This window comes from Synechococcus sp. Minos11 (genome assembly GCF_014279855.1).
GTDB lineage: Bacteria > Cyanobacteriota > Cyanobacteriia > PCC-6307 > Cyanobiaceae > RCC307.
The window spans coordinates 877,130-900,654 of the sequence record NZ_CP047953.1; the positions used below are offsets into that span (position 1 = coordinate 877,130).

The window sequence follows — 23,525 nt, forward strand, 5'->3', positions numbered from 1 at the left end:
CCCTTGGAGGGGCGAGATCCGCTGATTACGTTTTCAACGCATCGCCATCAATCCAATGAAGGGTGCTTTGGCCAGCCTCTGGGGAAAAGCCAACTCCGCTGAGCGGTTCTCCTCCATCGTCTTGATCACCCTTTGGGTGGTGGGAACGGCGTGGTTCCTGGCTGAGATTTTCAAGGTGTGTGAGGCGGCAGCCAGTGCCGTGTTCATCCCTTATGTCGTCGTCACCGTTGTGGTGATGTTGGCTTTGCTGTGGATGTTGGTTCGCGCTGGGGTGCGCCATCCCCACTAAGCAGTGCAATGCGGGGGTGGTTCATCTCAAAGCTCTTCGATTTCAACAAGCGATTGCTGATGCGGCGGTTCAGCCCCGGGTTGCCCGGCTCGCTGGCCGGCTGCCATGTGATCGGTGCGAGTCCGGCCTTGGCCAGGCTCGCGTTCAGTAACTCGGCGAGAGGCACCGGAGCATCGTCCACCACGTTGACGATTCCGTGCCAGTGGCCATCGAGTGCAGCGATGGCTGCGGCGGCGGCATCGTCGCGGTGGACCCAATTGGTGAAACGCTCGCCTCGGCCGGGTTGGGTGCTGCCGGCCAGGCGGGCAAAGCGCTGCTCGAACTCCCGTTGCGGGCCATAGAGCGCCCCAAGACGCAGGATGCACACCCGCCGCTGTGGGCTGCCGATGGCCAGCAACTGGCGTTCGGCTTCCAGCAACACAGCACCGTGTTCATCACGCGGTTGAGCGGTGGTGGATTCATCGACCCACCCACCGCTGGCATCTCCGTAAATCGAGCAACTGCCGGTGTAGATGATCTGCTGCAGCACCGGTAGCTTCGGGAGCAGCTGCTCCAAGCAGCGAAAGCTGTCGTTGAAGGTACGGCGGTAGCCGGCGGCATCCACTTGGCGGTTGCCCTTGGGGCCCAGGCAGAAGATGGCGGCATCACTGCCTTTGAGGGCGGCCAGAAGGCCATTGGGATCATCAGCTGAGATCACCAACACCTGATCGGCCATGGCGCTGAGCTCGCCGCGGCGCTCTTCGCTGGTGGTGGTCACCGTGAGCTCGAGATCAGCTCGGCCCTGCAGTTGTTGGGCGATGGCTTGGCCCACATAGCCGCAGCCCACCAGGCTCAGGCGCATTGTCGTTTCGAGCTGCCGCTGAGACCCTAATCAGGTCGTTCAGATCTGGAGCGCCGTTGATGACGGATCAGTGGGAACGCAATCGCCTCAACTTTGAGGGGGTCTGGCAAGGCAAGAGCCAGTGGTATGTCCGTCAAGACGACGGCGAGCTGAGCCTGGATCAGCCCACCACCGTGGTGGATGACACCCGCTATGCCATCAGCTTTGAGGATGCCGATACCGGGCTATGGGATGGCACGGGGTTGTTATTAGCTCCTGGTGGCGCAGCGCAATACCCCTTGAGCCGATCCACCTACAACGGCTCAGGGGCCTGCTGGCAATTTGAAGCGGCTGGAGGGCAGTCGAGCCTTGAGGTTCCCGCTGACCTACCCCGCTTTGGCCATGAAATCAATCTCTTCCATGGCCGCTCCCGCTCGATGCTGGTGCTGCTTTGGAAGCCGGATGGCAGCGATTGGCGCCTCAATGCCATTGGTGCGGTGGCGTTTCGCTGCCAGCTGAGTGATGAGAGGGAACCGGCAAGGCCCCAGGCCAGTTCGATCGAAGCGTTATTGGCGCCGTTGCAGGGTTGCTCTGGTGTGGTGGAACGTTTTCGCCCCCAACCCGGGCTCTCTGGCCAGCCATCAGCGCCAGAGCCGATCACGTGGGATCCCCAACCTTTCCTTCAATCGGAGGTGTGTGGTGTGTTCGCCGATGGCTTGGTGTGTGGTGTTCCTGAGCGGTTGCCGAGCGCTGGATTTCACCTGGAGGTGGGTTGCCTGCAGCCGTCGCGCTTTCAACAACTCAGCATCGTGTTTGACCAACAGCACAAGCTGCAGTGCTGGGAGCGGCGCTTGTTCCCCGCAACGTTTGAGGCCTAAATCAACCGCCGGCTTGGCCTGAGAGTTGGCGCAACAGAGCGCAGGTGAATTGATTGGAGCGCTGCATCAACGCCTCGAACGCCTCTTTGGGAAACACCAACAACTCGGCTCCCTGGCTCCCGGCGACGACGGAATCATTGCTGGCTTCTTGGCGCATCAGGGCTTGGGCGTCAATGGTTTGATCTGGCCCAAGCTGCTGCTGGTCGCTTTTGGATTGCACCACGGCGCCTCCTTGCAAAATCAGCAGTAGGGCAGAACTGGGCTCCCCAGAGCGTCTCAGCAGTTCTCCCGCTGTGGCATGGCGCAGGCTGCTGTTGTTCAGCACCCAGATCAGTCCTGCTGGTGGCAGGTCGGCAAAGCTGGTTGAAGCCGCCAGATGCACCAAGGCGGGGTGAGCCGCTTCCGGTTCAGCTGCCAATTGCGCTTGCAGAAAAGGTGAGCTGCCAAGCCCTGGGCGTGGGGGGAGGTTGTTGATGGCCACTTGAGCTGGTTGCAAGGTCCGTTGCAGCATCAACGTCCACCCGGCGGTGTCGGGGTCGGGATCGAGCCAGAGCATGGCGAAGGCCTCCTCGAGCGAGCCAGCGGCGCTCACGTTGCGCAGCATCTCGGCGAGCTCGCCTTTTGGGCGATGCTGTTGAACCAGCTCCAAGGTGGCGGCCACCTTGAGGCCCATGGCCACGGCTAAGGGGTTGAACAACGCGTTGCGCTGGCCTTCTTGCTCCAGCAGCCGCTGCAAACCAAGCTCCTGTGTCAAGCGCTGGCAGCGCTGCTGCAGCCGTTGCTGGGCAATGTCTCCTTCCGGCGCAAAGCGGCTCAACACAGCCTGGCAACTTTCGGCCTCTAGGCCTGAGTTCGCCTGCAAGCGCTCCAGTTGCTGGCGCAATTCAGGCCGCAGTTGCCCAGGGTTGAGCACCTCAACATTGGCTGCGCCCAACAGTTGCTCAAGGGCATCAGCCAAGGCTTCCCTTCGCAGTTCCTCCAGTTGCCGTTCGCGCTGATCAAGGCCTTGCAACGCCGGTTCCTCTTCAGCGAGAACGCGCATCACCTCGAGGTGGTCGTCGGTGCTGAGGTCCAGGGCATCCCTGAGTTCGGCCAGTTGCACCAGGGCTGAAGCTTGATCAAGCCGGCCGGTGTCGAGCATGTCGCGCACCACACCCCGATAGATGGTTGTCATCTGGCTGCGCAGGGCGAGCGGCAGAGCCTTGGCCAGGGTGAAAACCTCCTGGGCGGGCAGTTGATCCAGTTGGCGTCCGTCGAGTGCAGCCTCAAGGCCCGGCAGGTCCTTGAGCTGGCGCCTCAAGCTGTCGCTGGCGCTCTCCCGGCGGTAGGTGGCTTGATCACGCCCCCAACCGCGAAACAGCACGATGGCTGACACGGTCAGCACCAGCGAGCGAATCCATTGGCCGCCGTGGGGTCCCATCGCACCTTGGGTGGGATCCACGAACCAGAAAAACGAGTTCACAGCCAAAAAGGTGGCCAGTAGCCGTGTCCGGCTGATGGCGAGCTCGCTGGGATCTGGATATCCGATTCGCGTCAGTCCCCGTTGAAGCCGGCCTTCAATGGCTGAAAACACCCGCACCGAAAGCCAAGCTCCAAGGCTCAGCAGCAACGGAACAGCCAGCAACTTGGGTAGCGGCAGCAGGCTGTTGAGTGGATCGAGGGCGCGGCTGCTGAGGCTGGCATCAAAGGCCCACTTGCCATAGCGCAGGTAGCTGAGTTGGGCGTTGGGTGGGGCGAGATGGGCCTCCACCTGCATCATCAACTCAAAGAACATCAACACCAGGCCGGGGTAGGAATACCAAGCCCAGCGCAGGCCGCGTTTGCCCTTGAGCTGTTGCCAGAAGGCCCGCTCCGCATCGAGGTCGATGCACGGCGCCTGACAGGCCACGCAGGCGCTTTGCTCACTGCCATCGGGCCGCACTGTTCGGCAGGTCGACTGACTGGTTTTGCTGCGCGGGCCCAGATGGGCGGTGCTGCCAAGGGCACCGCGCTGGCCTGTGATCACGGTTTGCACAGGGCCCATGGGGCAGAAGTATTGGCACCAGGCTTTGCCTCCGTAGGCCCAGCCCACCAGCAGGGCCGCGGCGATGGTGACCAACAGCAACGCAGCCAGCCCGATTGGGGAGGCATTCACCACCAGCAACCGCAGGCAAAGCCCGGCGATCAGCAGGCTCCATTGCAGTTGGATGTGATGGCGACCGAGCCAGGAATTGGCATCGATTTTGACCACAACCGGCTTGCCCTGTTTGTTGAGCACCTGGCGCTGCCAACCGAGATGGCGGAAGAGCTGTGAGAGGAACGCCAGTGGGCAGATGCGGCGCCAGAGCTCGTGGCTCAATACCACCAGCATCAACACCGATGAGGGAACAACGACTCCCCAAAAGAGACGATTGCCTGGCTCTCGGTGCAGAACGCAGGCGGCAGCCTCTGGATCACATTGCGGCGCTAAGGCCTCGGGCAATTGAAGGGCCGGTATGAGCAGCGACAGAATCAGCAGCCCCCAGCCGATCAGGAGGCACCAGCGCACCACGCGAGCTTGCCGCTCCGGCCAAAGACTGAGGCCTTGCATCAACCGAGCTCTTGCATGTTCTGTTGGTAGCTCGCCCTGGCCTCAACGTCGGATGGTGTAGAGCACAGCGAACAACACAACACCGCTGACAAACGCCACCAGCAACGATTTTTTGGTGATCACCAAAGGCCGGCCGGTGTGCACCGTGGCGGCAAAGGCATACAGCACCCCATAGCCAATGCAGAAGGCTTTGGCGAAGACCAGGAGCAGGAGCCAATCCATGCCTTATCCCTAGCAAGCAGAGCCTGATAAGCAGGCTTTTGCACCAGTGGCGCTCCGATCGGCATAAGGTTTCCAGCTCTCGCCAGTCTCGGATGGGTCTCGATGCACTCTTGAATGCGGCTCTGGGTGTTGCGCTCTCCAATGTCGCTGGATCGCAGCCTGCAGCTCCATGGGCAGGTGGTGCATCCCCGCTGGGTTCAGTGGCGCCTGTGTTGGGGGAGTTGGTGCGGCAACTGCCCAGGCAGTCCCCAGTTCCTCAGCAGGTTTCGGCGCTGCAGGAGGTGGTGATGGATTCCCGCGGGAATCGCTATCTCTGCGATGTGGGCTACGGGCTGTGCGAACGCATCAATTAACGGCTGCGCAGCATTGGTTCATCACGTTTCGTGAGCTCTCGCAACGCTGCGTTTTGGTTTTCCCTCCAGCGCGAAGAACTCCTTAGACCGGAGGCACGACGTTGGAGGAGAGGTGATGACCTGGATTTCAGTGCGTAGTCCGGTGGCGTTTTCAGAGGCCCTGTTTGTTGATCCTCAGCAGGGCATGGTGGCGGTCTGCTTTCAGGGGCAATCCTGTTACCGCTACGAAGGCGTCGATAAGCAGGCGATTAACCGGTTGTTGAAAGACCGCGATGAGCCCCTGAGTGATTGGGTGAACCACTACGTGATGTCGGCGCCGCGGGAGTGCCCCACGCCATGGCAACTCGACGCGGGCTAGTTGCCGCGAGTTGTCATTGACTTCTCAGGCTGCTCTCAAGGGCAGCGGGATTCGAATCGCCACACTTTTCTCGTGCTTCACGGAGGAGAGGCGAGTGGTCACACAGCCTTGGCGTCTCAATGGCCGGCGGGTGTATGTGTTTCGGCGCCCAACCCTGGCTGAACGCTGTTGGGGTTTGTTGCGTTGGCTCGCTGGCTAAATGCGACCTAGCCCAAGGGGGGCACGGTGGCCGGCGAGAACATGCTCACCACCTTGTGCAGGGATGCGTTGTGCAGCGTTGCCGCTTGCTGCAAGGCGGCTTGGTGCTCAAACCAGTTCTGCGATGCCAGCACCGTGAAACCAACCAGCAGCAGGATGCAGAACAAGCGCATGGCCGGGTGGGGGCGGCAATTGGTTGGCTATTTTAGTTCGATGAGAGCTTGAAAGCGGCAACTTGTAATGGGTAGAAGTGCTTGTCTTTGGCGTCGGGTAGCCAATGAGGCAGTGAGATCGGTCTCATCACCTCATCTTGGTCTCAACCTAAAAGGCAGGACAGGTCGTTGATCGTTGTGGTGGGAGCTTGCCTTGGGGTGACCTATCTGATGTTGATCGCCCTGGATGTGCGCCTCTGAGTTCACAGCAACGGCTGCCTGTTTTGTTTGTCCAGCAGCTCATTGAGCAGGTTGACGATCCCCTCTTGGTAGCTGGTGCCGTAACCCCCGTCGGCGAGGGCAGCGCGGATGGCGGCTTTGGCTTCTGGCTTCACAAAAATGGTGATCGCTGCTTTGCCGTGGCGGCTGCTTTGTTGGTTCGGATAAAAGCTGGCTGTCATGGATTGGCCTGAAAAGCTGGCTTCCATCAGGCTCCCTGCTGTGGCCCGCTGAGCGCCTCCCCCATTGGAGGGATTCTCCGCTCAGCCCGGCAGCACTTGCCGGTAACCATTGGCGCTCAGCAGCTGCAGCGGCGTTTCAAATAAGGCGCTCAGATTGGGGCTGGTGAGCACCTGATCGCAGGGGCCATCGGCCATCAACTGCCCTGCTTTGAGCATCACGCAACGCTGAATCTCAGGAATCACGGCTTCGATTTGGTGGGTCACCAGCAGCAAGGTGGTGCCGCCGCAGCTCAGCTGGCGCATCAGCTCCAGCAACTGATGCCGGGCCTTGAGATCCAGCGCATTGGTGGGCTCATCCAGCACCAGCACATCGGGCTTGTGCACCGAGGCGCGGGCAATCAGCAGCCGCCGGCGCTGGCCTTCCGAGAGGTGGCCAAATCGCTCTTCCGCCAGCTCCAGCAAACCCAGCTGGTCCATCAGCTCAGCCACCCGTTGCTGCATGGCTGGCGTTGGGGTTTGGCTGCGGCCGATGCCCACTGAGCCAAAGCAACCGGAGAGCACCACATCGTTGGCGCACACCCTGGGGTTGTAGAGCCGTTCGAGGTCGCTGGAGACCAGGCCGATGCGCTGACGCAATTGCCAGAGATTCACCGTGCGATCTCCGAACAGGCGCAGGCTCGAATCCTGTTGAACAACCGGATAGATCTCTCGGCTGATGAGTTTCACCAGGGCACTTTTGCCGGCCCCGTTGGGACCCAGCACCACAGCGTGCTCACCAAGATTGAGCCGCAGGCTGAGGTTGTCAAAGACGCGCCGCTCACCCAAGTGGGCGGCAACGCCCTCCAGTTCCAGGTAGGGCGTTGGGCTCATGGCTTCATGATGCTGCTGCGGCTGATTGAGCGCAGGCCATGAAGGTGATCGTTGATCTCTGCGTGGTTCCCATTGGCGTGGGAATCGATTTGGCTCCCTATGTGGCGGCGTGCCAGCAGGTGCTGCTGCAGCGGGGGCTGAAGCACCAATTGGGGCCCAACTCCACCGCCATCGAAGGCGACTGGGGCCCGGTGATGGATGCCGTGAAGGCCTGCCATGAAGTGGTGCATGAGCTGGGTGCACTGCGCATCTTCACCAGCCTCAAGATCAACAGCCGCACCGACCGCGATCAAGCGTTGGAAGAGAAGACAGCCGCGGTGCAGAAGCTGCTGGCCTAGGCAGCCACGAGGCCGGAATGGCGCAGCAGAGCCTGAGCCGAAGGCGGCCGGCCGCGGAAGGCTGAAAACACATCCGCTGGAGCTTCGCTGCCGCCCCGGCTCAGCACCGTGTCGCGGAAGCGGCGGCCGGTGGCTTGCACCGCCTGCTCATCGTCCAGTCCGGCATCTTCAAAGGCGCTGAAGGCATCGGCGCTGAGCACCTCGGCCCACTTGTAGCTGTAGTAGCCGGCGCTGTAGCCCCCCGAAAAGATGTGGCCAAAGCTGCTCAGCAGGGCGTCTTCCTCAAGCAGCGGCAGCACGGTGGTGCTTTCAGCCACCTGACGGCGTAACTGCTCTGGGCTCTGGCCATCCTCGGCGCGCCATTGCTCATGAAGACGCAAGTCGGTCAGCGCTAGGTGCACCTGACGCAGGGTGCCGGCCCCGGCCATGAACGTTTTGGCTTGCAGCAGCTTTTGGCGCTCGGCTTCGGGAAGGGGCTCTCCGGTTTGCCAGTGGCGCGCCATGCCGTCGAGGGTGGGGCGGTCGTAGCACCAGTTCTCCATGAACTGGCTCGGCAGTTCCACGGCATCCCACTCAACGCCATTGATGCCGGCAGCTTCCGGTTCTTCCACGGTGGTGAGCATGTGCTGCAGGCCGTGGCCGAACTCGTGGAATAGCGTTTCCACCTCCCCAAAGCTCATCAGGCTGGGGGTCTCCCCCACGGGTGGGGTTTGGTTGCAAATCAAATAGGCCACCGGCAGCACCTTGCTGCCATCGGGGCTGGTGTGGCGGCCTAAGCAGTCGTCCATCCAGGCGCCGCCGCGCTTGCTCCCCGGACGGCTAAACGGATCGAGGTAGAAGGCGGCCAGCGGTTCACCGCTGCTGGCATCGCTGATGCGGAAAAAGCGCACGTCTTCATGCCAGATCGGTGCTTCCCCATCGGCGGCGTTGATGCGGATATCGAACAGGCGTCCGCAGAGGTTGAAGAGGCCATCGAGCACCTGGGGAAGGGGGAACCAGGGGCGCAGCGCTTCGCTGTCGAGATCAAAGCGCTGCCTGCGCAGCTGCTCCGACCAGTAGCTCACATCCCAAGGCTGCAGTGGAGCGCCCGCTAGGACTTCCAGGTCCTTGAGCTCCTGTTGCGCCGCGCTGTGGCTGGGGGCCCGCAGGTCTTCCAGCAGCGTTTCCACCGCCTGCACTGAGGGGGCCATTTTGCTGGCCAGGCTCACTTCAGCCCAGTTGCCATAGCCAAGCAAGGCAGCTTTTTGCTGACGCAGGGCCAGGATTTGCCCCACCAAATCGCTGTTGTTGTGCTCGCCGCTGGCGGCGCGGCTGATGAAGCCGCGATACACCGTTTCGCGCAGATCGCGCCGGCTGCTGTGTTGCAGAAAGGGGCCGTAGCGCGGGTAGTCCAAGCCCATCAGCCAGGGACCATCCGCCGCTGTGGCCTGCTCATGGCCCTTGCGCCGGGCTGAATCAGCCAGCAATTCCCGCAGGCTGTCGGGGCAGCCATCCATTTCCTCGGGGCTGCTGAGCAGCAGCTCCCAGGAGGCGGTGGCATCCAGCACGTTGTTGGAAAAGCGGGTGCTCAACGCTGTGAGCTCTTCAGTGAGTGCGTTGAAGCGCTCTTGCTCAGGGCCTTCGAGTCCCACCCCGCGCAGCTCCATGCCCAGCAATTCCTGCTGCAGGATGCGCCGGCGGCAGGGGGTGAGTTGATTGTCGGCGCTCAGTTGCTTGAGGGCCCGGTAGATCGCTTTGGATTGGCCCAGCCGGCTGGAGAAACGCACCACAGCGGCCTGTTGCTGCTCGTGGGCCTGGCGCAGCTCAGGGGTGTTGCAGACCATCAGCAGGTGGTTCACCACACCCCAGCTCCAGCGCAGCCGCTCCCCCAGCTGTTGCATCGGCGGCATCAGATCGTCCCAGCGCAGCGCGTCGCCTTGGCTGCCCAGGTTGGATTCAATGCGGGCCAGTTCAGCCTCCAGCTGCTCCAGCAGCCAGGGCATCCCCTGGCTCACCGCCTCTGGGGTGATGGCTTGATAGTCGGGTAAACCTTCCCCTTTCAGCAGGGTGTCCGCAGCAGCTGGGGCCTGGCCCATGGGCGATCAGCCAAAAACAGAAGGCAGTTCTAGGGCGGTCTGCACGGTGTTGTGAAGCTGGGCAGCGATGCTGTCAGTAGTGGCGTCGTAGAGGCCGGTGGCCAGCTGCGGCCAGAAGCCGATCATCAAGGTGGGGACCACCAGCACCAGAGCAATCGTGAGCTCCCTGGGGCTCATGTCGCCCAATTTGGCCAGCGCCGGAATCCGAGGTCCAAAGAACACCCGCCGGCACATGCTCAGCAGATACATCGGTGTGAGAACCAGGCCGATGGCCGCCAGCACGATGGTGATCACCCTGAAGCCCGTCGTGAAGGCGTCGTTGCTGGTGATCCCAAGGAACACGGTGATCTCGCTGACAAAGCCACTCATGCCGGGCAGGGCAAGGGAGGCCAAGCAGGTGATCACAAACAGGGCAAAGGTGATCGGCAGCACCTTGGCCAAGCCGCCCATGTTTGGAATCGAGAGGGTTTTGGTGCGCTCGTAAAAGACGCCGGTGACAAAGAACAGGCCAGCGGCAATCAGCCCGTGGCTGATCATTTGCAGCATGGCGCCGCTGAGGCCGAGGTCATTGACGGCGGCAACGCCCAGGAGCACAAAGCCCATATGGCTCACCGAGCTGCAGGCGATGCGGCGTTTGACGTTGTCTTGGGCGAAGGCGTTGAGGGCCCCCCAGACGATGTTGACTATCCCCAGCACCATCAGCGCCGGAGCCAGCTGCAGGTGCGCATCCGGCAGCATCTGCACGTTGAAGCGGATCAGCGCGTAGCCGCCCATCTTCAGCAGCACACCCGCCAGCAGCATCGAGATCGGTGCATTGGCTTCGCCGTGGGCATCCGGCAGCCAGGTGTGAAGCGGGAACATCGGCAGCTTCACGCCAAAACCGATCAGGAAGCCCAAGTAACAGAGCAAGCCAAAGCTGCCGCCATAGCTGCGGCTAGCCAGCTCAGCCAAGTTGAGGGTGAAGCCGTCGCCATGGAAGGCCAGGGCTAGGCCGCTGATCAAGATCAGCAGTGAGGCGGTGGCCGTGTAGAGGATGAATTTGGTGGCGGCGTATTGGCGCCGCTGGCCGCCCCAGATGGCGATCAGCAGATACACCGGCACCAGTTCCAGTTCCCAGGCCAGGAAGAACAGCAGGAAATCCTGCGAGAGGAACACCACCGCCTGGGCGGAGGCTTGCGCCAGCAGCAGGGCGAAATACAGCCGTGGTTTGCGCTCCACATCCCAGCTGGCGGCAACCGTTAGCAAGGTCACCAAGCCACTGAGCAGCACCAAGGGAGCTGAAATGCCATCGGCGGCCAGCGACCACTGCAGCCCCATGGCTGGCAGCCAGTCGATCCGCTCGACCAACTGCAGGCTGCCCAAGGCGGGATCAAAGTGGCGGCTGAAGGACCACAGCATCAGACCGAGATCGGCCAGCAGGGTGGTGAAGGCCACCCAGCGGCAGGCCTTCTGCAGCGAAGCCGGCAGCAGCACAAGGGCAAGCACGCCAGCCAGGGGTAACAGCACAATGAGGCTGAGATCCACGGGACGCGCTTGCGATACGTACGGGTCAACCTATCAGCCAGGGCTGAGCGTTGTGAGTAGATCTACTCAGCTTGGTTTGGGTCTCCAGCGGCTACCGCCGCTCTGCAGCTTCAACGGCAAGGCGCGGGTCTGCACCCCCTCTTGTTCCCAGCTCTTCTCCATGGCTTCGGCCACGGCGCGCCCCTTGTCCGGCGGGCAGAGCGCCAGCAGGCTGGGTCCGGCGCCGCTGATCACGCAGCCCCAAGCTCCAGCATCCATCGCCGCTTTGCGCACGGCGCTGCCGCCTTGGATCAGCGGCCAGCGGTAGGGCTCATGCAGCCGGTCGTGCATGCCATCGGTGATCAGATCGCCATTGCCACTGCGCAAACCCTGCAGCAGCAGGGTGAGCGAGCCCAAATTGGACACGGCGTCGGGCACCACGATCTGCTTGGGCATGGCCCGGCGGGCATCGGCGGTGGAGAGCCGAATGCTGGGGATCGCCACCACCGCTTGCACGTTCTCGTGCCACTCACAGCGCACCACGCGCCAGCGCCGCGACGCGGCTTGGGCCGTCAGGCAAAGCCCGCCGAGCAACGAGGGCACCACATTGTCGGGATGGCCTTCGATGTCGATGGCAAGCTCCAGCAGTTTTTCCTTGCCAAGCGCTTCGCCGGCCAGAGCATTGGCTCCCATCAGCCCCGCAACGATGGCGGTGGCACTGCTGCCCATGCCCCGAGCTGGCGGTACGGCCAACTGCACCCGCGCCTCCAAGGCGATCGGCTGCATGCCCACTTCGCGCCAAACCCGCTGGGCAGCGCGGTAAACGAGGTTGTCGGGGCCGCCGCGCAGGTGGGAGCCCTCTTTGCTTTCAATAATCAGCTCAAAGCGTTCAGCGCCCCCCTCCAGCACCTTGAGCTGGAACTGGTTGTTCAGATCAAGCGCTGCCCCGAGGCAGTCGAATCCAGGGCCGAGATTGGCGGTTGTCGCGGGGACATCCACCACCACGGTGGTGCCGATCTCCGGTTTTCCCATCGGTGCGCGTTGGGCGGCTCAGCCCGTTATTGAAGGCATCCTGCCAGCATGCGCGCACGGCAAGCGGCGCTGAACAAGCCGGCATCAGGGTCCACCAGGGCCCGCACCGGCAGCTTGTTGATGAAGTCTTCAAACCGCCCTTTGCAGCGCATCGGTGCCAGGAACGCATCGCTTTGCAGCCGCTCCAGCTGCTTGATGGCGGTGCCGCCGCCCACCCAGAGCCCACCAGTGGAGAGGGTTTGCAGCGCCAGATCACCGGCCGCTGAGCCATAGGCCCCGAGCCAAATCTGCTCGGCTTTGCTGGCCAGCATGTCCCCATCACGGGCCCGCTGCGAGACCAGGGCCGGCAGATCGGGGCGACCGGGGGTGCCAGGGGCTTGCTGATGCCAGTCCATGGCGGCTTGGTGCAAGTCGCTGATGGGTTGATCGCCGCCGCAGTGCAACAGCCAGAGGAACACCAGGCCCAGGCCGGTGCCGCTGACGATGCGCTCCACCGAAAGCCGCTCGAGCTGCAACTCGCGCCGCAACCAGCCGAGCATCAGCATCTCCTCGGCATTGCGGGGCGGAAATTCCCGGTGTCCGCCTTCGCTCGGCAGGGTCATCAAGGCGCCATTGCTGAGCCGCACGCCGCTGGCCATGCCCAGGCCTGTGCCGGCGCCGAGGATGGCGATTGGTCCTTGGGGATCAGCCTCCCCTTCCTGCAGCACAACCTGCTGCTCCTCGCTCAGATGGGGGAGCCCATAGACCAACACCGCGAAATCATTCACCAGTTCCAGCTGGTTGAGACCCCCATCGGCCGCTAGGGCGGCTTGTTCGAGATCCCAGGGCAAGTTGGTGATGTGGGCGCGTCCTTGACGCACCGGTCCGGCAACGGCAATGCAGCCGGCGGCCACCTCAGCGCCGTTGTTGTTGTGATCGGCCAAAAAGCGCTGCAGCATCGGCCCGAGGTGGGGCCACTCCGCCGAGATGTAGCGCTCGCGGGCAACGCAGCTCAGTTGATCGCCGTCGCTGCGATACAACGCCAGCAAGGTTTTGGTTCCGCCCAGATCACCCGCTAGCAGCAGCGTCATCAGCCCACCCGATCGCGCTCAGGCTGGCCATGGCAGTGGGTGCTTCGGTTAAGACGCGCCGAGTTCCAAACCCGCGGCGCGCGCGGCATTGGCTGCGGTAGCGGCCTGGAGCACCTGACTTCGGGCCACTGAACCGAGATCACCCTGCCGGCGGCTGCGCAAGCTCAAGGTGCCCTGCTCGGCTTCTTGTGCGCCGATCACTGCCAGCACTGGAATTTTCTGCTGCTCTCCCGAGCGGATCAGCTTGCCGAGGCGCTCGCCACTGCGATCGATGCGGCTGCGGATACCGGCTGCACTGAGCTCGCTTTGAATCGTCTCGGCGTAGCCCATCACCTCATCGGTGACCGGCAGCAGCCGGATTTGTTCAGGGGCCAGCCAGAAGGGGAAATCGCCGGCGTAGTTCTCGGTCATGATTCCGAAGAACCGTTCCAGGGACCCGAAAATGGCCCGGTGGATCATGATCGGCCGCTGTCTGGATCCGTCGGCGGCGACGTACTCCAAACCAAAGCGCTCAGGCAGGTTGAAATCCAGCTGAATCGTTGAGCACTGCCACATGCGCCCGATGGCATCTTCGATCTTGAGATCGATCTTGGGGCCATAAAAGGCACCGCCCCCCTCATCGATCTTGTAGTCCCAGCCTTTGCGCTGCAGCGCTTCGGTGAGTCCCTTGGTCGCCAGGTCCCACACGGCGTCATCGCCGATGGATTTCTCCGGCCTGGTCGAGAGGTTGATCTCGTAGTTGCGGAAATCAAAGGTGGACAGGATCGTCTCGGTGAGGTCGAGGATCTTGAGGATTTCGTCGCTGATCTGCTCGGGCAGGCAGAACACGTGGGCGTCGTCCTGGGTGAAACCGCGCACCCGCATCAGCCCGTGCATCACGCCAGGCCGCTCATAGCGATAGACCGTGCCCAATTCGGCCCAGCGAATCGGCAGCTCCTTGTAGCTCCGCAACGTGCTGGCGTAGGTGAGCACGTGGAAGGGGCAGTTCATTGGCTTGAGCTGGTATTCCCGCTCATCGACCGTCATCGGCCCGAACATCGATTCGCGGTAGAAATCCAAGTGGCCTGAGGTCTTCCACAGGTCGATGTCGGCCACATGGGGGGTGTAGAGCAGTTCGTAACCCCCAGCGAAGTGGGCTTCGCGCCAAAAGTCTTCGATCAGCAGACGCATCCGGGCGCCGCGGGGATGCCAGAACACCAAGCCAGCGCCGGCTTCATCTTCGATGGAGAACAGATCCAGATCGGTACCGATGCGGCGGTGGTCGCGGCGTTTGGCTTCTTCGATGCGGCGCTTGTGCTCGCTGAGTTGCTCAGGCGTTTCAAACGCAGTGCCGTAAATCCGCTGCAGCTGTTGCCGGTTCTCATCACCACGCCAGTAGGCACCGGCCACGCTCTCCAACTCGAAGGCTTTGGCATTGAGCTGGCCGGTGTGCTCCACATGGGGACCAGCGCAGAGATCCCACCACTTCTCCCCCAAGGTGTAGAGGGTGATGGGCTCCTGCAGACCCTCGAGGATTTCGAGTTTGTAGGGCTCGTTTTGAGCTTTGATCCGCGTCTCGGCTTCTGCGCGGCTCACCTCCACCCGCTGGAGCGGCAGTTTTTGGTTGATGATCTTGATCATCCCCTTCTTGATGGCCTTGAGGTCGGCCTCGGTGAAGGGGTCGGGATTATCGAAGTCGTAATAGAAGCCCGTCTCGGTCCAGGGGCCGATGGTGACGCGGGCGTTGGGGAAGAGCTGCTGCACAGCCATGGCCATCACATGGCTCATGGAATGGCGAATCTTGAGCAGCTGAGGGCTTTCGCTGGTCTTAGGAAGCGCCACGGCGGCTGCTGAAGACACCGACTCTTTTGCAGTGAGAATGGGGATCTTACGCAGCACGGGTGTGCCCCGAGCCGTTTCCCAAGCCGATCAACCGTTGCGCCGGTTGGATCTGTCCTATCTGCTGTGGTGCCTGTCGCTGGTGGGCATCTGCGGCGTGCAGCGGATCTACAACCGCCGGCCTCTCAGTGGCGTGTTGTATCTGCTCAGCTTTGGGCTGCTGGGCATCGGCACGGTGGTGGATTTGTTTTTGATCCCCTCTTTGGTGCGCCATGCCAATGCCCCCACGCTGTTGGATCAAGCGCGCGCAGCGGTTGAGCCGATTGATCGCCAACTGCTGCTGCTGGCCCGCAGCAAAGGTTCAGCCGGTTTCAGCCTCAATGACGCCGTTTTGGCATTGGATCCGGCCGTTGAGCTCACTGAGCTGCGCCGTGTCTTGGACGACTTGCAACAGCACGAGCTGCTTTTGATCAGCAATGACGCGCAAGGGCGCGTGGTCTACCGGGAGCCTTAAACCCTGGGTTGGTAACAGTTGTGGCTCAAATTGGACTCAGTTTCTACGTTTGTGTTATTGGGCTGAGTTGAATGACTGCCACCCCCCTGCAGCCACCGCTGCTGCTGTTGCAGCGCAGCTGGCAGCGCTACCGCCAAGCCCCTGTGCTGCTGGCCGGTTGGGCGTTGGGGTGGATGCTGCTCTGGCAGCTGATGGCCCTGTTGCCTCTGCCGATTTGGCTCCAGTTTGGGGCCAGCTTGCTGTGCTTCAGCTGGGCCAGCGCTGGACTCATTGACGTGGCGCAGCGGCAATCCCCCATGACCTTGGCCAGCCTTTGGCTGCCTTTGCGCCGGGCCCCGTGGCCGCTGCTGCTGCTGCCGCTGCTCGTTGGCACGCTGGTGGCCTTGGCTTCCCTGGCATTTGTGCTGCCGGGCGTGGTGTTGCTGCTGGCTTGGAGCTTGGCCCTGCCGCTGTTGCTGGATCAAGGCGGTGAAGCCTGGGATGCCATGGCGCGCAGCGGCCAGCTGGTGCTGCGCCGCCGTCAGCAGGTGTTGGCGCCTTTGCTGCTGCTCTGGGGGCTGACCCTGTTAGCGCTTGGCATTGGCTGGTGGCTGCTGGGGTTGTGGCTTCCCCTGGCTGCCTTTTTGCTGCAATCTCTCTACAGCTCCACCAAGGCTTGATGCCTGCCTTCCCGGTCCGTCCGGTTGCCGCCGTGCTGCTTGGGGTGGGTCTGGGTGTGGCTGCTGTAGTGGTGGCCGGGCGCGAGCCGCCCATTGCCCCAGAACCCAAGCGTGGTTGGGCCCAAGGGGCTGGCCTGCAACCGCTGCTGCGGCCCAATCCGCAGGCAGCGCGCCGTTGTGCCGCCAAGTTGGCGATTCGCGAACGGCCAACGCCTGCTGATCCCACGAATTTCGGCGAGCGCCGCCCCACTGATGCTGAAGGGGGGCTGGTGCCCAACCAGCCATCGGTGATCGTTTTGCATGAAACGGTGATGTCGCTGGGCGACACGCTGCGCTTTTTTCAGACACCCCATCCCCGCGATGCTGATCAGGCCAGCTATCACCTGCTGTTGGATCGCCGCGGTATGGCCTACCGCTTGGTTCCTGATGCCAAGCGGGCCTTTGGTTCGGGGTGGAGTGCTTGGGGGGATGGCTCGATTCGGCACCGCCCCTTGAGCAGCCCGTTGGCTGGTGGCTCGATCAACAACGTCGCTTTGCACCTCAGCCTTGAGTCGCCTGCTGATGGCCGCGGCGATGACGATGCCCACAGCGGCTATAGCCGAGCGCAATACGAGCGCCTGGCGGAGCATGTGCTGATCTGGCAGCTGCGCTGGGGCATCCCCATGCGCCGCATCACCACCCACGCCGCGGTTGACCGCAGCCATAGCCGCCGCGATCCCCGCAGTTTTCGTTGGGAGCGCTTTGACCGCGCCTGGCTGCAGGCAGCCTCCAGCTGCGGCATCAGCGCTGAGGGTCCCTACGGCCTTGATGCCATGCCGCAGATTTAGTCAACCAAGACCGATAGAGCCGCCAACAGGATCAAGGTGGGCAGGGCCGCCAATTGAGAGGCCGTTATCGGCAGACCGGAAGCAGCCAGGCCGCTGCTAGTTAGACCCCCCAGCAAGGTGCCCACGATCAGCACCAGCACCGTGAGGCCGACGCTGCGGAAAAACTTGCGGCTGCGGCGCTGCAGGTTGGCGATTGTGATCAGCGCAGCCACCGAGAGCAGCAGTTCCGGTGTTCCTGCTTGCTGGCCGACCAACAACAACACCACCAGCAACAGGCCTTGGGCCGCCAAGGGCTGCCAAAGCTGCTCGCCTTCGGCGAGATTCAGCTCGGGCATGGCGATGGAGAGTTGCGGCTTGGGTAGTGCCGGTAGCGATGGCAAGCGCGGCAAGTTTCCGCCGCTGAGTGGCCCAGAGCTGCTACCGCCAGCTTCTTGTTTCGAGGCAGTAGCAGCAGCTCCGGTGAGTTGCCCCAGCTGTCGTTCTTTGAGGCTCTGCATCAACACCGCGTCATAGGCCGCTTCCACCTGGGCACGGGCCTTCATGTCGTCGGCTGGTAGTTCAGCCAAGCGGGCGACTTTGGCGTTTTGAACAGCCTCAAAGCTGGCGCCAGGCTTGAGCCCCAAACGGTCGTAGGGGTCGTTGCTATCGGAATTGGGGGGTGGCGGAGCCTGGGCCATGAACTGGGGCCTATTTAGAGAAAAGCGTATCGGCGAACGCCTCGTTCAGAACAGCGGCTGGCCCGGCTTGAAACCCATTGCCAAGAGATTTTGTTGCCGCAGTTGCGCTGCTTCGAAGCTCACCGTGAAGCGATGTTTGAGCAAAGGCATCTGGGGCGGCAGATGGGAACCCTCAACCCATTCAAGTTCCTGTTGATCGGATGAACGCACACGCACGTAGTCGCAGCTGCCATCGCGATGGCTTTTGACCCACCACTGAATCAGCACGTTGAACCGTTCAGAGACCAACATCCTGGCGAGAGAATCGCGCCAGCGTGGTTCGTTTAGAGACTGATCGGTTCGAGTCCGCTCACAACCGGCGCGACGGAGGCGAGCTCCAGGTCGGGGTGATCTTCCACCAGTTGATTCAGGTTCCAATCGTTTTTGAACAGCAGCACTGGACGGTCCCAGGCATCACGAACGGTTTTGCAGTTGAAGATGCGGCCTAGCTTTTCGAGTTCGCCCCAACCGCCACTCACCCAGCGCGCCACGCTGAATCCAAGCGGTTCTAGGCGCGTTGGAACGCCGTATTCTTTTTCCAGCCGGTGTTGCACCACCTCTAATTGCAGTTGCCCCACCGCCGCCAGGATCGGATCGCGCTTGCTTTGGTCGGTGTCGTAAAGGATCTGAACGGCGCCTTCCTCACGCAGCTCATTGACCCCTTTGCGGAAATTTTTAAAGGCTGAGGGGTTGGGATTACGCAACCAGGCAAAGATCTCTGGGCTGAAGCAGGGGATGCCCTCGTATTCGACCCGCGGTCCGATGTAGAGGGTGTCGCCAATGGCAAACATGCCTGGGTTGTTGAGACCGATCACATCGCCCGGGTAGGCCTCTTCCACCACCTCTCGGTCTTGGCCAAACAGCTTTTGAGGTCGAGACAAGCGAATCGCACGTCCGCTTCTGGCGTGTTGCACGGTCATGTCTTTTTCAAACTTGCCTGAGCAGACCCGCACAAAGGCCACGCGGTCACGGTGGCGGCTGTCCATGTTGGCTTGCAGCTTGAAGACGAAGCCGCTGAATTCAGGCCGCAGCGGATCGATAGGCCCCTCATGGCTTTGTCGTGCCACGGGTTGTTGGGCTAATTCCAAAAAGGCGTTGAGAAAAGGACGAACGCCAAAGTTCGTCATGGCGCTGCCGAAAAACACAGGCGTCTGCTCGCCCGCATGGACCAACTCCAGATCCAGATCGGCGCCAGCTTCCTGAAGCAATTCGATCTCCTCGAGCGCTTGATCCAAGAGCTCGGGTTCCACTAGCTCCCGCAGCTCAGGGTCGGCGGCATCAAGGCTGCGTTCACTGGCTTGCCGGCCCCGTTCAGCCCGTTCAAACAAGGTGACCTGACGGGTGCGTCGATCGATCACCCCTCGGAAATGTTCTCCGCTACCAATCGGCCAGTTCACTGCCCAGGGCAGCAATTCCAGCTCCTTTTCGATTTCATCGAGCAGCTCGAGTGGTTCTCGGCCCGGCCGGTCCATCTTGTTGATGAACGTGAAAATCGGGATCTGCCGCATGCGGCAGACCTCAAACAACTTGCGGGTTTGGGGTTCGAGCCCCTTAGCGGCGTCCTCCAGCATCACCGCGTTGTCCGCCGCCGCCAGGGTTCGGTAGGTGTCTTCGGAGAAGTCCTGGTGACCGGGGGTGTCCAGCAGATTGATGGTGCTGCCTGAGTAGTCGAACTGCAGCACCGTTGAGGTGATGGAAATGCCCCGTTGCTTTTCCAGCTCCATCCAGTCGGAGGTCACGCGCCTCTGCTCACCGCGCGCTTTGACCGCGCCGGCCTGCTGAATCGCACCGCCGTAGAGCAGCAGCTTTTCGGTGAGGGTGGTTTTACCGGCGTCAGGGTGGGAGATGATCGCGAAGTTGCGGCGCTTGGCGACCGCTTCGTCCATCTCGGCGCTGGTCAGATCCTGCGGGCTCGGCGCCATGGGGCTTCTGCTGAACAGCGCAAAGCACAAGCTTCCCACTCCGTAATCTGCTGAGCAGCGAAGGTGCTGTGGTGCCCCTGCCTGATCCGGACCGTTTGCCGACTCAGCGGGTGTTTGACAACCCCGATGGCTTCGCCATGGCTTTCAGCGAAGCCTGGGAGGACTACGAGCGTCAGCATCCAGCCCATGGCCTGGAGCGTGAGGCCAAGCTCAAGCTGGTGTTGGAGAGCTTGGCGGAACATCCCTTTCTGCAGCGCGAGCCCGAACAAGCCCAGCAGTTGGTGCAATTTCGGATGCGTTTGCTGGGCTACTGATCCAAGCCATAGGCAAAGGGGTTGGCCGGATGGCCGATCCCCAGCTCCTGGCGCCATTGCGCGAGTGGCTTGTCCCAGCCGTCTTCCCATCGCATCGCAGCCAGTGTTTTGGCGCCAAAGCCAAGGCTGATGCCATGGCTGATCGCTTGGCTCATCTCGCCGAATGATTCCGGTTGCAAGCGAAAGCGGCTGATCGCGGCTGCATTGGTCAGGCTGATGTAGGCCGGGAAGCCGATTTGCATCGCGGTGATGGCCAGCACACCGGCCTCTCCTTCCGGCCGCGTGCAGAAACCAGCCACGACGTGATGGATGTCATGGGTCGTGGCAACGCGTTGCGTCAGCCACTGGGCGTCTGATTCCACCGGTCGCGGACGGAAGAAGTCGGGGTCATAGCCCTGCTCCAAGATCAGCCTTGCGTACTGAAAGCCAAGGCTGTTGGTCGGCAGTTTCTGCATTCGTTCGAGATCTGGCTGCAGCGGCGGGTAACGCTCCTCCAGCAAGGCGCCGCCGTCGGGATCGGCCCGAAAGCGCTTCAGGCAGGCCTCCATCTGGGGCGTGTCCAGAAAGCTGTCCACTAGATCAGCCACGCTGCTGAGCTCTCCTTTCTGCCGGCCAACCTCCACTACGAGGCGGGCTTGCTTGAGGGTTTGCAGCAGGGTCTTGAAGCGCGCCATCACGGCCAGAGCTTGTTGTTGCTGGCCTAGCCACAGCCATCGCAAGCCGTTGCTGGTAATGGTCAGATCAGCGGCCGTCATCCATGGGCTACCGCTTCCTGTGGGGTTTCCGCTTCCCTCTACCTACTAGATCTAGTGTCGTGACTCCAGCTGAACTGCTTGTGCCACCGGAATCCTCAATGCTGCAGGGGGATTTCCCTGCGACAGCGCCTGCGGCGAATCCGGTCTTCTATCGCACCTATAGCCGTAAAACCGCCACCGGCCGGGAGAGCTGGAAGCAAGTGGTTGAGCGCAACTTGGCCGGCCTCAAGAGCCTGGGCCAGCTGAATGACGATGAGATCGATCTGATGCGCCGCATGCAGTTGCGGCAAGCCTCACTGCCCTCGGGCCGTTGGCTGTGGATTGGTGGAACTCCTTGGATTGAGAAGCAAGAGAATTTTTCTGGCGCCTACAACTGCACCTCCACCAACCTCGTGGATTGGGAAGCCTTTGGTCTGATGATGGACCTGGCGATGATGGGTTGCGGTACTGGCGCCATCATTGAGCCCCACCTGGTGGAACGTCTGCCAGTCGTGCGCAATGAGCTGCGCGTCTTGAGCGTTAGCAACATCGGCGCGACCCCCGCTGCCGAGCGCCAAGAGGCCACCTCCCACAGCATCGAAGGTCACAAAGTTCAGATCAAGGTCGGCGACACCCGCCGCGGTTGGGTGGATAGCTATCAGCTGTTGCTTGATCTCAGCAGCGATGAGCGTTTCAGCGGCCCCGTTGAAATCGAGGTTGACCTCTCCGATGTGCGCCCGGTTGGTGAAACCCTCAAGGGCTTTGGTGGCATGGCCAACCCGGTCAAGCTCAAAGATCTCTATGGCCGTGTGGCCCAGATCCTCAACAACGCCCTTGGCCGCCAGCTCACCTCGGTCGAGTGCTGCCTGCTGATTGATGAGGCCGCTGTGACGATCGTTGCCGGCAACATTCGCCGCAGCGCTGGTATGCGGCAGTTCGCTTCAGCAGACACCGCTGCTGCAGGTGCCAAAGAAAACCTTTGGCAGCAGGACAGCGATGGCAACTGGCGTATCGATCCTGAGCGCGATGCCCTGCGCATGGCCAATCACACCCGCGTCTTCCACACGCGCCCCAGCCTTGAGGTGGTGCAAGAGGCGGTCACCAAGCAGTTCCATTCCGGTGAGGGTGCAATTCAATTCGCTCCTGAGGCGATTGCTCGCTCCAACGCCGATCTGCTCACCACCGCTGAACTGCGTCAGGAATTCCAGGAGATCTATTGCGAGCAGGGCCGCCAGGAAGCCGGCCGCTGGCTGCAGCTCAACCACCCGGAGATCACTGAGGCTGAGCTGGAGCACCGTTTAGGCCGCTATGGCCTCAACCCCTGCGGTGAAATCCTCGGCGCTGATTTCCACTGCAACTTGGCAGAGGTTCATCTCAACCGCCTGGACCCCGACGATCTGGAAGGTCAAAGCGATGCTTTCCGCGCCGCGGGCCTCTCGGTGGCTTGCCTGTTGAACCACCGCTTTGAGGTGGAGCGTTATCGCCAGAGCCGCGCTTGGGACCCCATCGTTGGTGTGAGCTTCACCGGCCTGTTCGACTTCTTCGTGCATGCCTTTGGTACCCCTTGGTTGGAGTGGTGGGCTGCAGGCCGCCCCGAAACAGCAGAAGGCTTGGCGTTCAAAGAACAGGAAGCTGCCTTCTTGGCTCGCTGGAAGACCACCGTCAATGAGGCGGTGTGGGATTACTGCGATCGCCATGGGCTGCGTCGTCCCAACCGCTGCACCACGGTTCAACCGGCTGGCACCAAGAGCCTGCTAACCGGCGCAGCCCCCGGCTGGCATCCCCCCAAAGCTCAGCGCTTCATTCGCCGCATCACGTTCCGCAAGAACGACCCCGTGGCGTTGGCTTGCATGGACTACGGCTACTCCATTGTGCCGTCCCAGTCCGATAAGGATGAGCAGGGCCGCCTTCTCGATGATCCGTTCGATCCCCGTTGCACCGAATGGTTGGTGGAGATCCCCACTGAAGTGAGCTGGGCCAACCTTCCTGGCGCTGATCAGGTGGAGATCAACAACTTCTCCGCAATGGCTCAGTTCGACTTCTACATGCAGGTGCAGCAGCACTACACGGCGCACAACACCTCAGCCACGATCGAATTCCGTGAGAATGAGATTGAGCCTCTGGCTGAAGCCATCCACGCCTCTATTGGCGAAGGCAAGGGCTACATCTCTGCGGCTCTGTTGGCTCGTTTCGATGCCAATGCCACCTTCCCCCGGCTGCCATTTGAGCCCATTAATCAGGCTGGCTACGAAGAGCTGCAGGCTGAGGTGGTCAAGCGCCGCAGCACCAGCGACTTCTTTGAGGCGTTGCAGCGTTACGACCAAGGCGAACTGGTGGAAGCCGGTCCAGCTGGTTGTGACTCCGACAAGTGCCTGTTGCCGCTGGCCAAGCAGGGTTAAGTCCCGCTTTGCTCCATCAAGGTCAGCGTGTCGAGCGCGCTGACCAGTTGCTGCAGGAGTTCATTGCAGCGATTGCATTGATGTTGTGGACAGGCAGAGTCCGGCAGGGTTTGAATCATTTCAGCCAGGTGCCGGGTGCGAATGGCCAGAAAATCGGTGTTGAGAACAGACATGACGCGGCGGGGGCGACCACTTCCACCGTGCCGTTCTGTCTCGTGAGACTTGCTTGAGACTCCGCTGCTGCCCCTGGGCTTTTGCCCTTCTGCTTGTGGCAAAATCCGATCACCGCACCTCGCGCAGGTGTTGGCTTGGAGGGGTGGTCGAGTGGTTGATGGCTCCGGTCTTGAAAACCGGCGAAGTGAGAGCTTCCGTGGGTTCGAATCCCACCCCCTCCGTTTCATCCATCAACGCAAACCCCAGTTGCATCAAAGGGT

Annotated in this window: 26 protein-coding genes and 1 tRNA gene; 11 read left to right on the plus strand and 16 right to left on the minus strand. The window is 61.9% G+C overall.

The window, feature by feature from the left end; translation table 11 throughout:
• The first annotated feature begins 55 nt into the window (after window positions 1-55).
• Entirely contained in the window at window positions 56-289 is a 234-nt protein-coding gene (locus tag SynMINOS11_RS04735) for a hypothetical protein (protein WP_011935347.1), read from the plus strand.
• Here SynMINOS11_RS04735 and SynMINOS11_RS04740 read toward each other — a convergent pair.
• Window positions 222-1,130: an NAD-dependent epimerase/dehydratase family protein gene (locus SynMINOS11_RS04740; RefSeq protein ID WP_186550181.1), complete on the minus strand. Its 909-nt coding sequence runs from the start codon at window positions 1,128-1,130 to the stop codon at window positions 222-224. The genes SynMINOS11_RS04735 and SynMINOS11_RS04740 overlap by 68 nt on opposite strands.
• Window positions 1,131-1,189: 59 nt before the next feature.
• On the opposite strand from SynMINOS11_RS04740, the gene SynMINOS11_RS04745 reads away from it, so the two are divergent.
• Window positions 1,190-1,987: a hypothetical protein gene (locus tag SynMINOS11_RS04745; RefSeq protein ID WP_186550183.1), complete on the plus strand. Its 798-nt coding sequence runs from the start codon at window positions 1,190-1,192 to the stop codon at window positions 1,985-1,987.
• Between the two features lies 1 nt (window position 1,988).
• Here the strand turns inward: SynMINOS11_RS04745 and SynMINOS11_RS04750 are convergent, their stop codons facing one another.
• Window positions 1,989-4,556 carry a cyclic nucleotide-binding domain-containing protein gene (locus SynMINOS11_RS04750; protein ID WP_186550185.1) on the minus strand — a complete coding sequence of 856 codons (2,568 nt, stop codon included), beginning with the start codon at window positions 4,554-4,556 and terminating at the stop codon, window positions 1,989-1,991.
• Window positions 4,557-4,598: 42 nt separating this feature from the next.
• On the minus strand, window positions 4,599-4,778 hold the full coding sequence (locus SynMINOS11_RS04755; RefSeq protein ID WP_011935351.1) for a hypothetical protein: 180 nt from the start codon (window positions 4,776-4,778) through the stop codon (window positions 4,599-4,601).
• 92 nt (window positions 4,779-4,870) lie between these two features.
• Between SynMINOS11_RS04755 and SynMINOS11_RS04760 the strand changes: the two genes are divergently transcribed.
• Window positions 4,871-5,131, plus strand: coding sequence for a hypothetical protein (locus SynMINOS11_RS04760; protein WP_043736744.1), 261 nt, complete (start codon window positions 4,871-4,873; stop codon window positions 5,129-5,131).
• 115 nt (window positions 5,132-5,246) lie between these two features.
• The gene (locus SynMINOS11_RS04765; RefSeq protein ID WP_011935353.1) at window positions 5,247-5,489 is read left to right on the plus strand and encodes a hypothetical protein; all 243 of its coding nucleotides are present in this window, start codon (window positions 5,247-5,249) and stop codon (window positions 5,487-5,489) included.
• Window positions 5,490-5,695: 206 nt separating this feature from the next.
• On the opposite strand, the gene SynMINOS11_RS04770 is transcribed toward SynMINOS11_RS04765, so the two are convergent.
• From SynMINOS11_RS04770 to SynMINOS11_RS04780, 3 genes are all read right to left on the minus strand, one after another.
• Window positions 5,696-5,860, minus strand: a complete 165-nt coding sequence (locus tag SynMINOS11_RS04770; protein WP_186550187.1) for a hypothetical protein — start codon at window positions 5,858-5,860, stop codon at window positions 5,696-5,698.
• A 242-nt stretch (window positions 5,861-6,102) separates the two neighbouring features.
• Window positions 6,103-6,327, minus strand: a complete 225-nt coding sequence (locus tag SynMINOS11_RS04775) for a hypothetical protein (protein WP_011935355.1) — start codon at window positions 6,325-6,327, stop codon at window positions 6,103-6,105.
• Window positions 6,328-6,381: 54 nt separating this feature from the next.
• Window positions 6,382-7,170 carry an ABC transporter ATP-binding protein gene (locus SynMINOS11_RS04780; RefSeq protein ID WP_186550189.1) on the minus strand — a complete coding sequence of 263 codons (789 nt, stop codon included), beginning with the start codon at window positions 7,168-7,170 and terminating at the stop codon, window positions 6,382-6,384.
• Window positions 7,171-7,208: 38 nt separating this feature from the next.
• Between SynMINOS11_RS04780 and SynMINOS11_RS04785 the strand changes: the two genes are divergently transcribed.
• Window positions 7,209-7,508: an MTH1187 family thiamine-binding protein gene (locus tag SynMINOS11_RS04785; RefSeq protein ID WP_186550191.1), complete on the plus strand. Its 300-nt coding sequence runs from the start codon at window positions 7,209-7,211 to the stop codon at window positions 7,506-7,508.
• Here the strand turns inward: SynMINOS11_RS04785 and SynMINOS11_RS04790 are convergent.
• The 5 genes from SynMINOS11_RS04790 to thrS all read right to left on the minus strand — a co-directional run bounded on the left by SynMINOS11_RS04790 (window position 7,505) and on the right by thrS (window position 15,009).
• A complete protein-coding gene (locus tag SynMINOS11_RS04790) occupies window positions 7,505-9,583 on the minus strand; it encodes a M3 family metallopeptidase (RefSeq protein ID WP_186550193.1) in 2,079 nt (692 codons plus the stop codon). The two genes, SynMINOS11_RS04785 and SynMINOS11_RS04790, sit on opposite strands and share 4 nt — an antisense overlap.
• A gap of 6 nt (window positions 9,584-9,589) precedes the next feature.
• Window positions 9,590-11,107: an NAD(P)H-quinone oxidoreductase subunit 4 gene (locus SynMINOS11_RS04795; RefSeq protein ID WP_186550195.1), complete on the minus strand. Its 1,518-nt coding sequence runs from the start codon at window positions 11,105-11,107 to the stop codon at window positions 9,590-9,592.
• Window positions 11,108-11,173: 66 nt separating this feature from the next.
• Window positions 11,174-12,118, minus strand: a complete 945-nt coding sequence (thrB, locus tag SynMINOS11_RS04800; protein WP_011935360.1) for a homoserine kinase — start codon at window positions 12,116-12,118, stop codon at window positions 11,174-11,176.
• A 26-nt stretch (window positions 12,119-12,144) separates the two neighbouring features.
• Window positions 12,145-13,188 (minus strand): glucokinase, encoded by a 1,044-nt coding sequence (gene glk, locus SynMINOS11_RS04805; RefSeq protein ID WP_186550197.1) that lies wholly within the window; start codon window positions 13,186-13,188, stop codon window positions 12,145-12,147.
• Between the two features lie 48 nt (window positions 13,189-13,236).
• Window positions 13,237-15,009 carry a threonine--tRNA ligase gene (gene thrS, locus SynMINOS11_RS04810; protein WP_370586187.1) on the minus strand — a complete coding sequence of 591 codons (1,773 nt, stop codon included), beginning with the start codon at window positions 15,007-15,009 and terminating at the stop codon, window positions 13,237-13,239.
• Between the two features lie 61 nt (window positions 15,010-15,070).
• On the opposite strand from thrS, the gene SynMINOS11_RS04815 reads away from it, so the two are divergent.
• The 3 genes from SynMINOS11_RS04815 to SynMINOS11_RS04825 all read left to right on the plus strand — a co-directional run bounded on the left by SynMINOS11_RS04815 (window position 15,071) and on the right by SynMINOS11_RS04825 (window position 17,006).
• Window positions 15,071-15,520 carry a TM2 domain-containing protein gene (locus tag SynMINOS11_RS04815; protein ID WP_255445497.1) on the plus strand — a complete coding sequence of 150 codons (450 nt, stop codon included), beginning with the start codon at window positions 15,071-15,073 and terminating at the stop codon, window positions 15,518-15,520.
• A gap of 71 nt (window positions 15,521-15,591) precedes the next feature.
• Window positions 15,592-16,179: a hypothetical protein gene (locus tag SynMINOS11_RS04820; RefSeq protein WP_011935364.1), complete on the plus strand. Its 588-nt coding sequence runs from the start codon at window positions 15,592-15,594 to the stop codon at window positions 16,177-16,179.
• On the plus strand, window positions 16,179-17,006 hold the full coding sequence (locus tag SynMINOS11_RS04825) for a peptidoglycan recognition protein family protein (protein WP_186550202.1): 828 nt from the start codon (window positions 16,179-16,181) through the stop codon (window positions 17,004-17,006). Before SynMINOS11_RS04820 ends, SynMINOS11_RS04825 begins: the two co-directional genes overlap by 1 nt.
• On the opposite strand, the gene SynMINOS11_RS04830 is transcribed toward SynMINOS11_RS04825, so the two are convergent.
• The 3 genes from SynMINOS11_RS04830 to SynMINOS11_RS04840 are packed head-to-tail and all read right to left on the minus strand — an operon-like array spanning window position 17,003 to window position 19,644.
• Window positions 17,003-17,683: a CPP1-like family protein gene (locus SynMINOS11_RS04830; protein ID WP_186550204.1), complete on the minus strand. Its 681-nt coding sequence runs from the start codon at window positions 17,681-17,683 to the stop codon at window positions 17,003-17,005. The genes SynMINOS11_RS04825 and SynMINOS11_RS04830 overlap by 4 nt on opposite strands.
• Window positions 17,684-17,728: 45 nt before the next feature.
• On the minus strand, window positions 17,729-17,974 hold the full coding sequence (locus SynMINOS11_RS04835; RefSeq protein ID WP_186550206.1) for a hypothetical protein: 246 nt from the start codon (window positions 17,972-17,974) through the stop codon (window positions 17,729-17,731).
• A 32-nt stretch (window positions 17,975-18,006) separates the two neighbouring features.
• Entirely contained in the window at window positions 18,007-19,644 is a 1,638-nt protein-coding gene (locus tag SynMINOS11_RS04840; protein ID WP_186550208.1) for a peptide chain release factor 3, read from the minus strand.
• A gap of 71 nt (window positions 19,645-19,715) precedes the next feature.
• Between SynMINOS11_RS04840 and SynMINOS11_RS04845 the strand changes: the two genes are divergently transcribed.
• A complete protein-coding gene (locus tag SynMINOS11_RS04845) occupies window positions 19,716-19,958 on the plus strand; it encodes a hypothetical protein (protein ID WP_255445498.1) in 243 nt (80 codons plus the stop codon).
• Here the strand turns inward: SynMINOS11_RS04845 and SynMINOS11_RS04850 are convergent.
• Complete coding sequence (locus tag SynMINOS11_RS04850) at window positions 19,952-20,713, minus strand: Coq4 family protein (RefSeq protein WP_255445499.1); 762 nt, start codon at window positions 20,711-20,713, stop codon at window positions 19,952-19,954. The genes SynMINOS11_RS04845 and SynMINOS11_RS04850 overlap by 7 nt on opposite strands.
• Window positions 20,714-20,811: 98 nt before the next feature.
• Here SynMINOS11_RS04850 and nrdJ point away from each other — a divergent pair, with 98 nt between their 5' ends.
• On the plus strand, window positions 20,812-23,091 hold the full coding sequence (nrdJ, locus tag SynMINOS11_RS04855; protein ID WP_186550722.1) for a ribonucleoside-triphosphate reductase, adenosylcobalamin-dependent: 2,280 nt from the start codon (window positions 20,812-20,814) through the stop codon (window positions 23,089-23,091).
• Here nrdJ and SynMINOS11_RS04860 read toward each other — a convergent pair.
• Window positions 23,088-23,264: a hypothetical protein gene (locus SynMINOS11_RS04860; RefSeq protein WP_186550211.1), complete on the minus strand. Its 177-nt coding sequence runs from the start codon at window positions 23,262-23,264 to the stop codon at window positions 23,088-23,090. The two genes, nrdJ and SynMINOS11_RS04860, sit on opposite strands and share 4 nt — an antisense overlap.
• Window positions 23,265-23,401: 137 nt before the next feature.
• Here SynMINOS11_RS04860 and SynMINOS11_RS04865 point away from each other — a divergent pair.
• Window positions 23,402-23,486, plus strand: a tRNA-Ser gene (locus SynMINOS11_RS04865).
• Window positions 23,487-23,525 lie beyond the last annotated feature (39 nt).

Coding starts and splice junctions, on each gene's coding strand:
- SynMINOS11_RS04735 (WP_011935347.1), top strand. CDS start 56: ATGAAGGGTGCTTTGGCCAGCCTCTGGGGAAAAGCCAACTCCGCTGAG.
- SynMINOS11_RS04740 (WP_186550181.1), bottom strand. CDS start 1,130: ATGCGCCTGAGCCTGGTGGGCTGCGGCTATGTGGGCCAAGCCATCGCC.
- SynMINOS11_RS04745 (WP_186550183.1), top strand. CDS start 1,190: ATGACGGATCAGTGGGAACGCAATCGCCTCAACTTTGAGGGGGTCTGG.
- SynMINOS11_RS04750 (WP_186550185.1), bottom strand. CDS start 4,556: ATGCAAGGCCTCAGTCTTTGGCCGGAGCGGCAAGCTCGCGTGGTGCGC.
- SynMINOS11_RS04755 (WP_011935351.1), bottom strand. CDS start 4,778: ATGGATTGGCTCCTGCTCCTGGTCTTCGCCAAAGCCTTCTGCATTGGC.
- SynMINOS11_RS04760 (WP_043736744.1), top strand. CDS start 4,871: ATGGGTCTCGATGCACTCTTGAATGCGGCTCTGGGTGTTGCGCTCTCC.
- SynMINOS11_RS04765 (WP_011935353.1), top strand. CDS start 5,247: ATGACCTGGATTTCAGTGCGTAGTCCGGTGGCGTTTTCAGAGGCCCTG.
- SynMINOS11_RS04770 (WP_186550187.1), bottom strand. CDS start 5,860: ATGCGCTTGTTCTGCATCCTGCTGCTGGTTGGTTTCACGGTGCTGGCA.
- SynMINOS11_RS04775 (WP_011935355.1), bottom strand. CDS start 6,327: ATGGAAGCCAGCTTTTCAGGCCAATCCATGACAGCCAGCTTTTATCCG.
- SynMINOS11_RS04780 (WP_186550189.1), bottom strand. CDS start 7,170: ATGAGCCCAACGCCCTACCTGGAACTGGAGGGCGTTGCCGCCCACTTG.
- SynMINOS11_RS04785 (WP_186550191.1), top strand. CDS start 7,209: ATGAAGGTGATCGTTGATCTCTGCGTGGTTCCCATTGGCGTGGGAATC.
- SynMINOS11_RS04790 (WP_186550193.1), bottom strand. CDS start 9,583: ATGGGCCAGGCCCCAGCTGCTGCGGACACCCTGCTGAAAGGGGAAGGT.
- thrB (WP_011935360.1), bottom strand. CDS start 12,118: ATGGGAAAACCGGAGATCGGCACCACCGTGGTGGTGGATGTCCCCGCG.
- glk (WP_186550197.1), bottom strand. CDS start 13,188: ATGACGCTGCTGCTAGCGGGTGATCTGGGCGGAACCAAAACCTTGCTG.
- SynMINOS11_RS04820 (WP_011935364.1), top strand. CDS start 15,592: ATGACTGCCACCCCCCTGCAGCCACCGCTGCTGCTGTTGCAGCGCAGC.
- SynMINOS11_RS04825 (WP_186550202.1), top strand. CDS start 16,179: ATGCCTGCCTTCCCGGTCCGTCCGGTTGCCGCCGTGCTGCTTGGGGTG.
- SynMINOS11_RS04830 (WP_186550204.1), bottom strand. CDS start 17,683: ATGGCCCAGGCTCCGCCACCCCCCAATTCCGATAGCAACGACCCCTAC.
- SynMINOS11_RS04835 (WP_186550206.1), bottom strand. CDS start 17,974: ATGTTGGTCTCTGAACGGTTCAACGTGCTGATTCAGTGGTGGGTCAAA.
- SynMINOS11_RS04840 (WP_186550208.1), bottom strand. CDS start 19,644: ATGGCGCCGAGCCCGCAGGATCTGACCAGCGCCGAGATGGACGAAGCG.
- SynMINOS11_RS04850 (WP_255445499.1), bottom strand. CDS start 20,713: ATGACGGCCGCTGATCTGACCATTACCAGCAACGGCTTGCGATGGCTG.
- nrdJ (WP_186550722.1), top strand. CDS start 20,812: ATGCTGCAGGGGGATTTCCCTGCGACAGCGCCTGCGGCGAATCCGGTC.
- SynMINOS11_RS04860 (WP_186550211.1), bottom strand. CDS start 23,264: ATGTCTGTTCTCAACACCGATTTTCTGGCCATTCGCACCCGGCACCTG.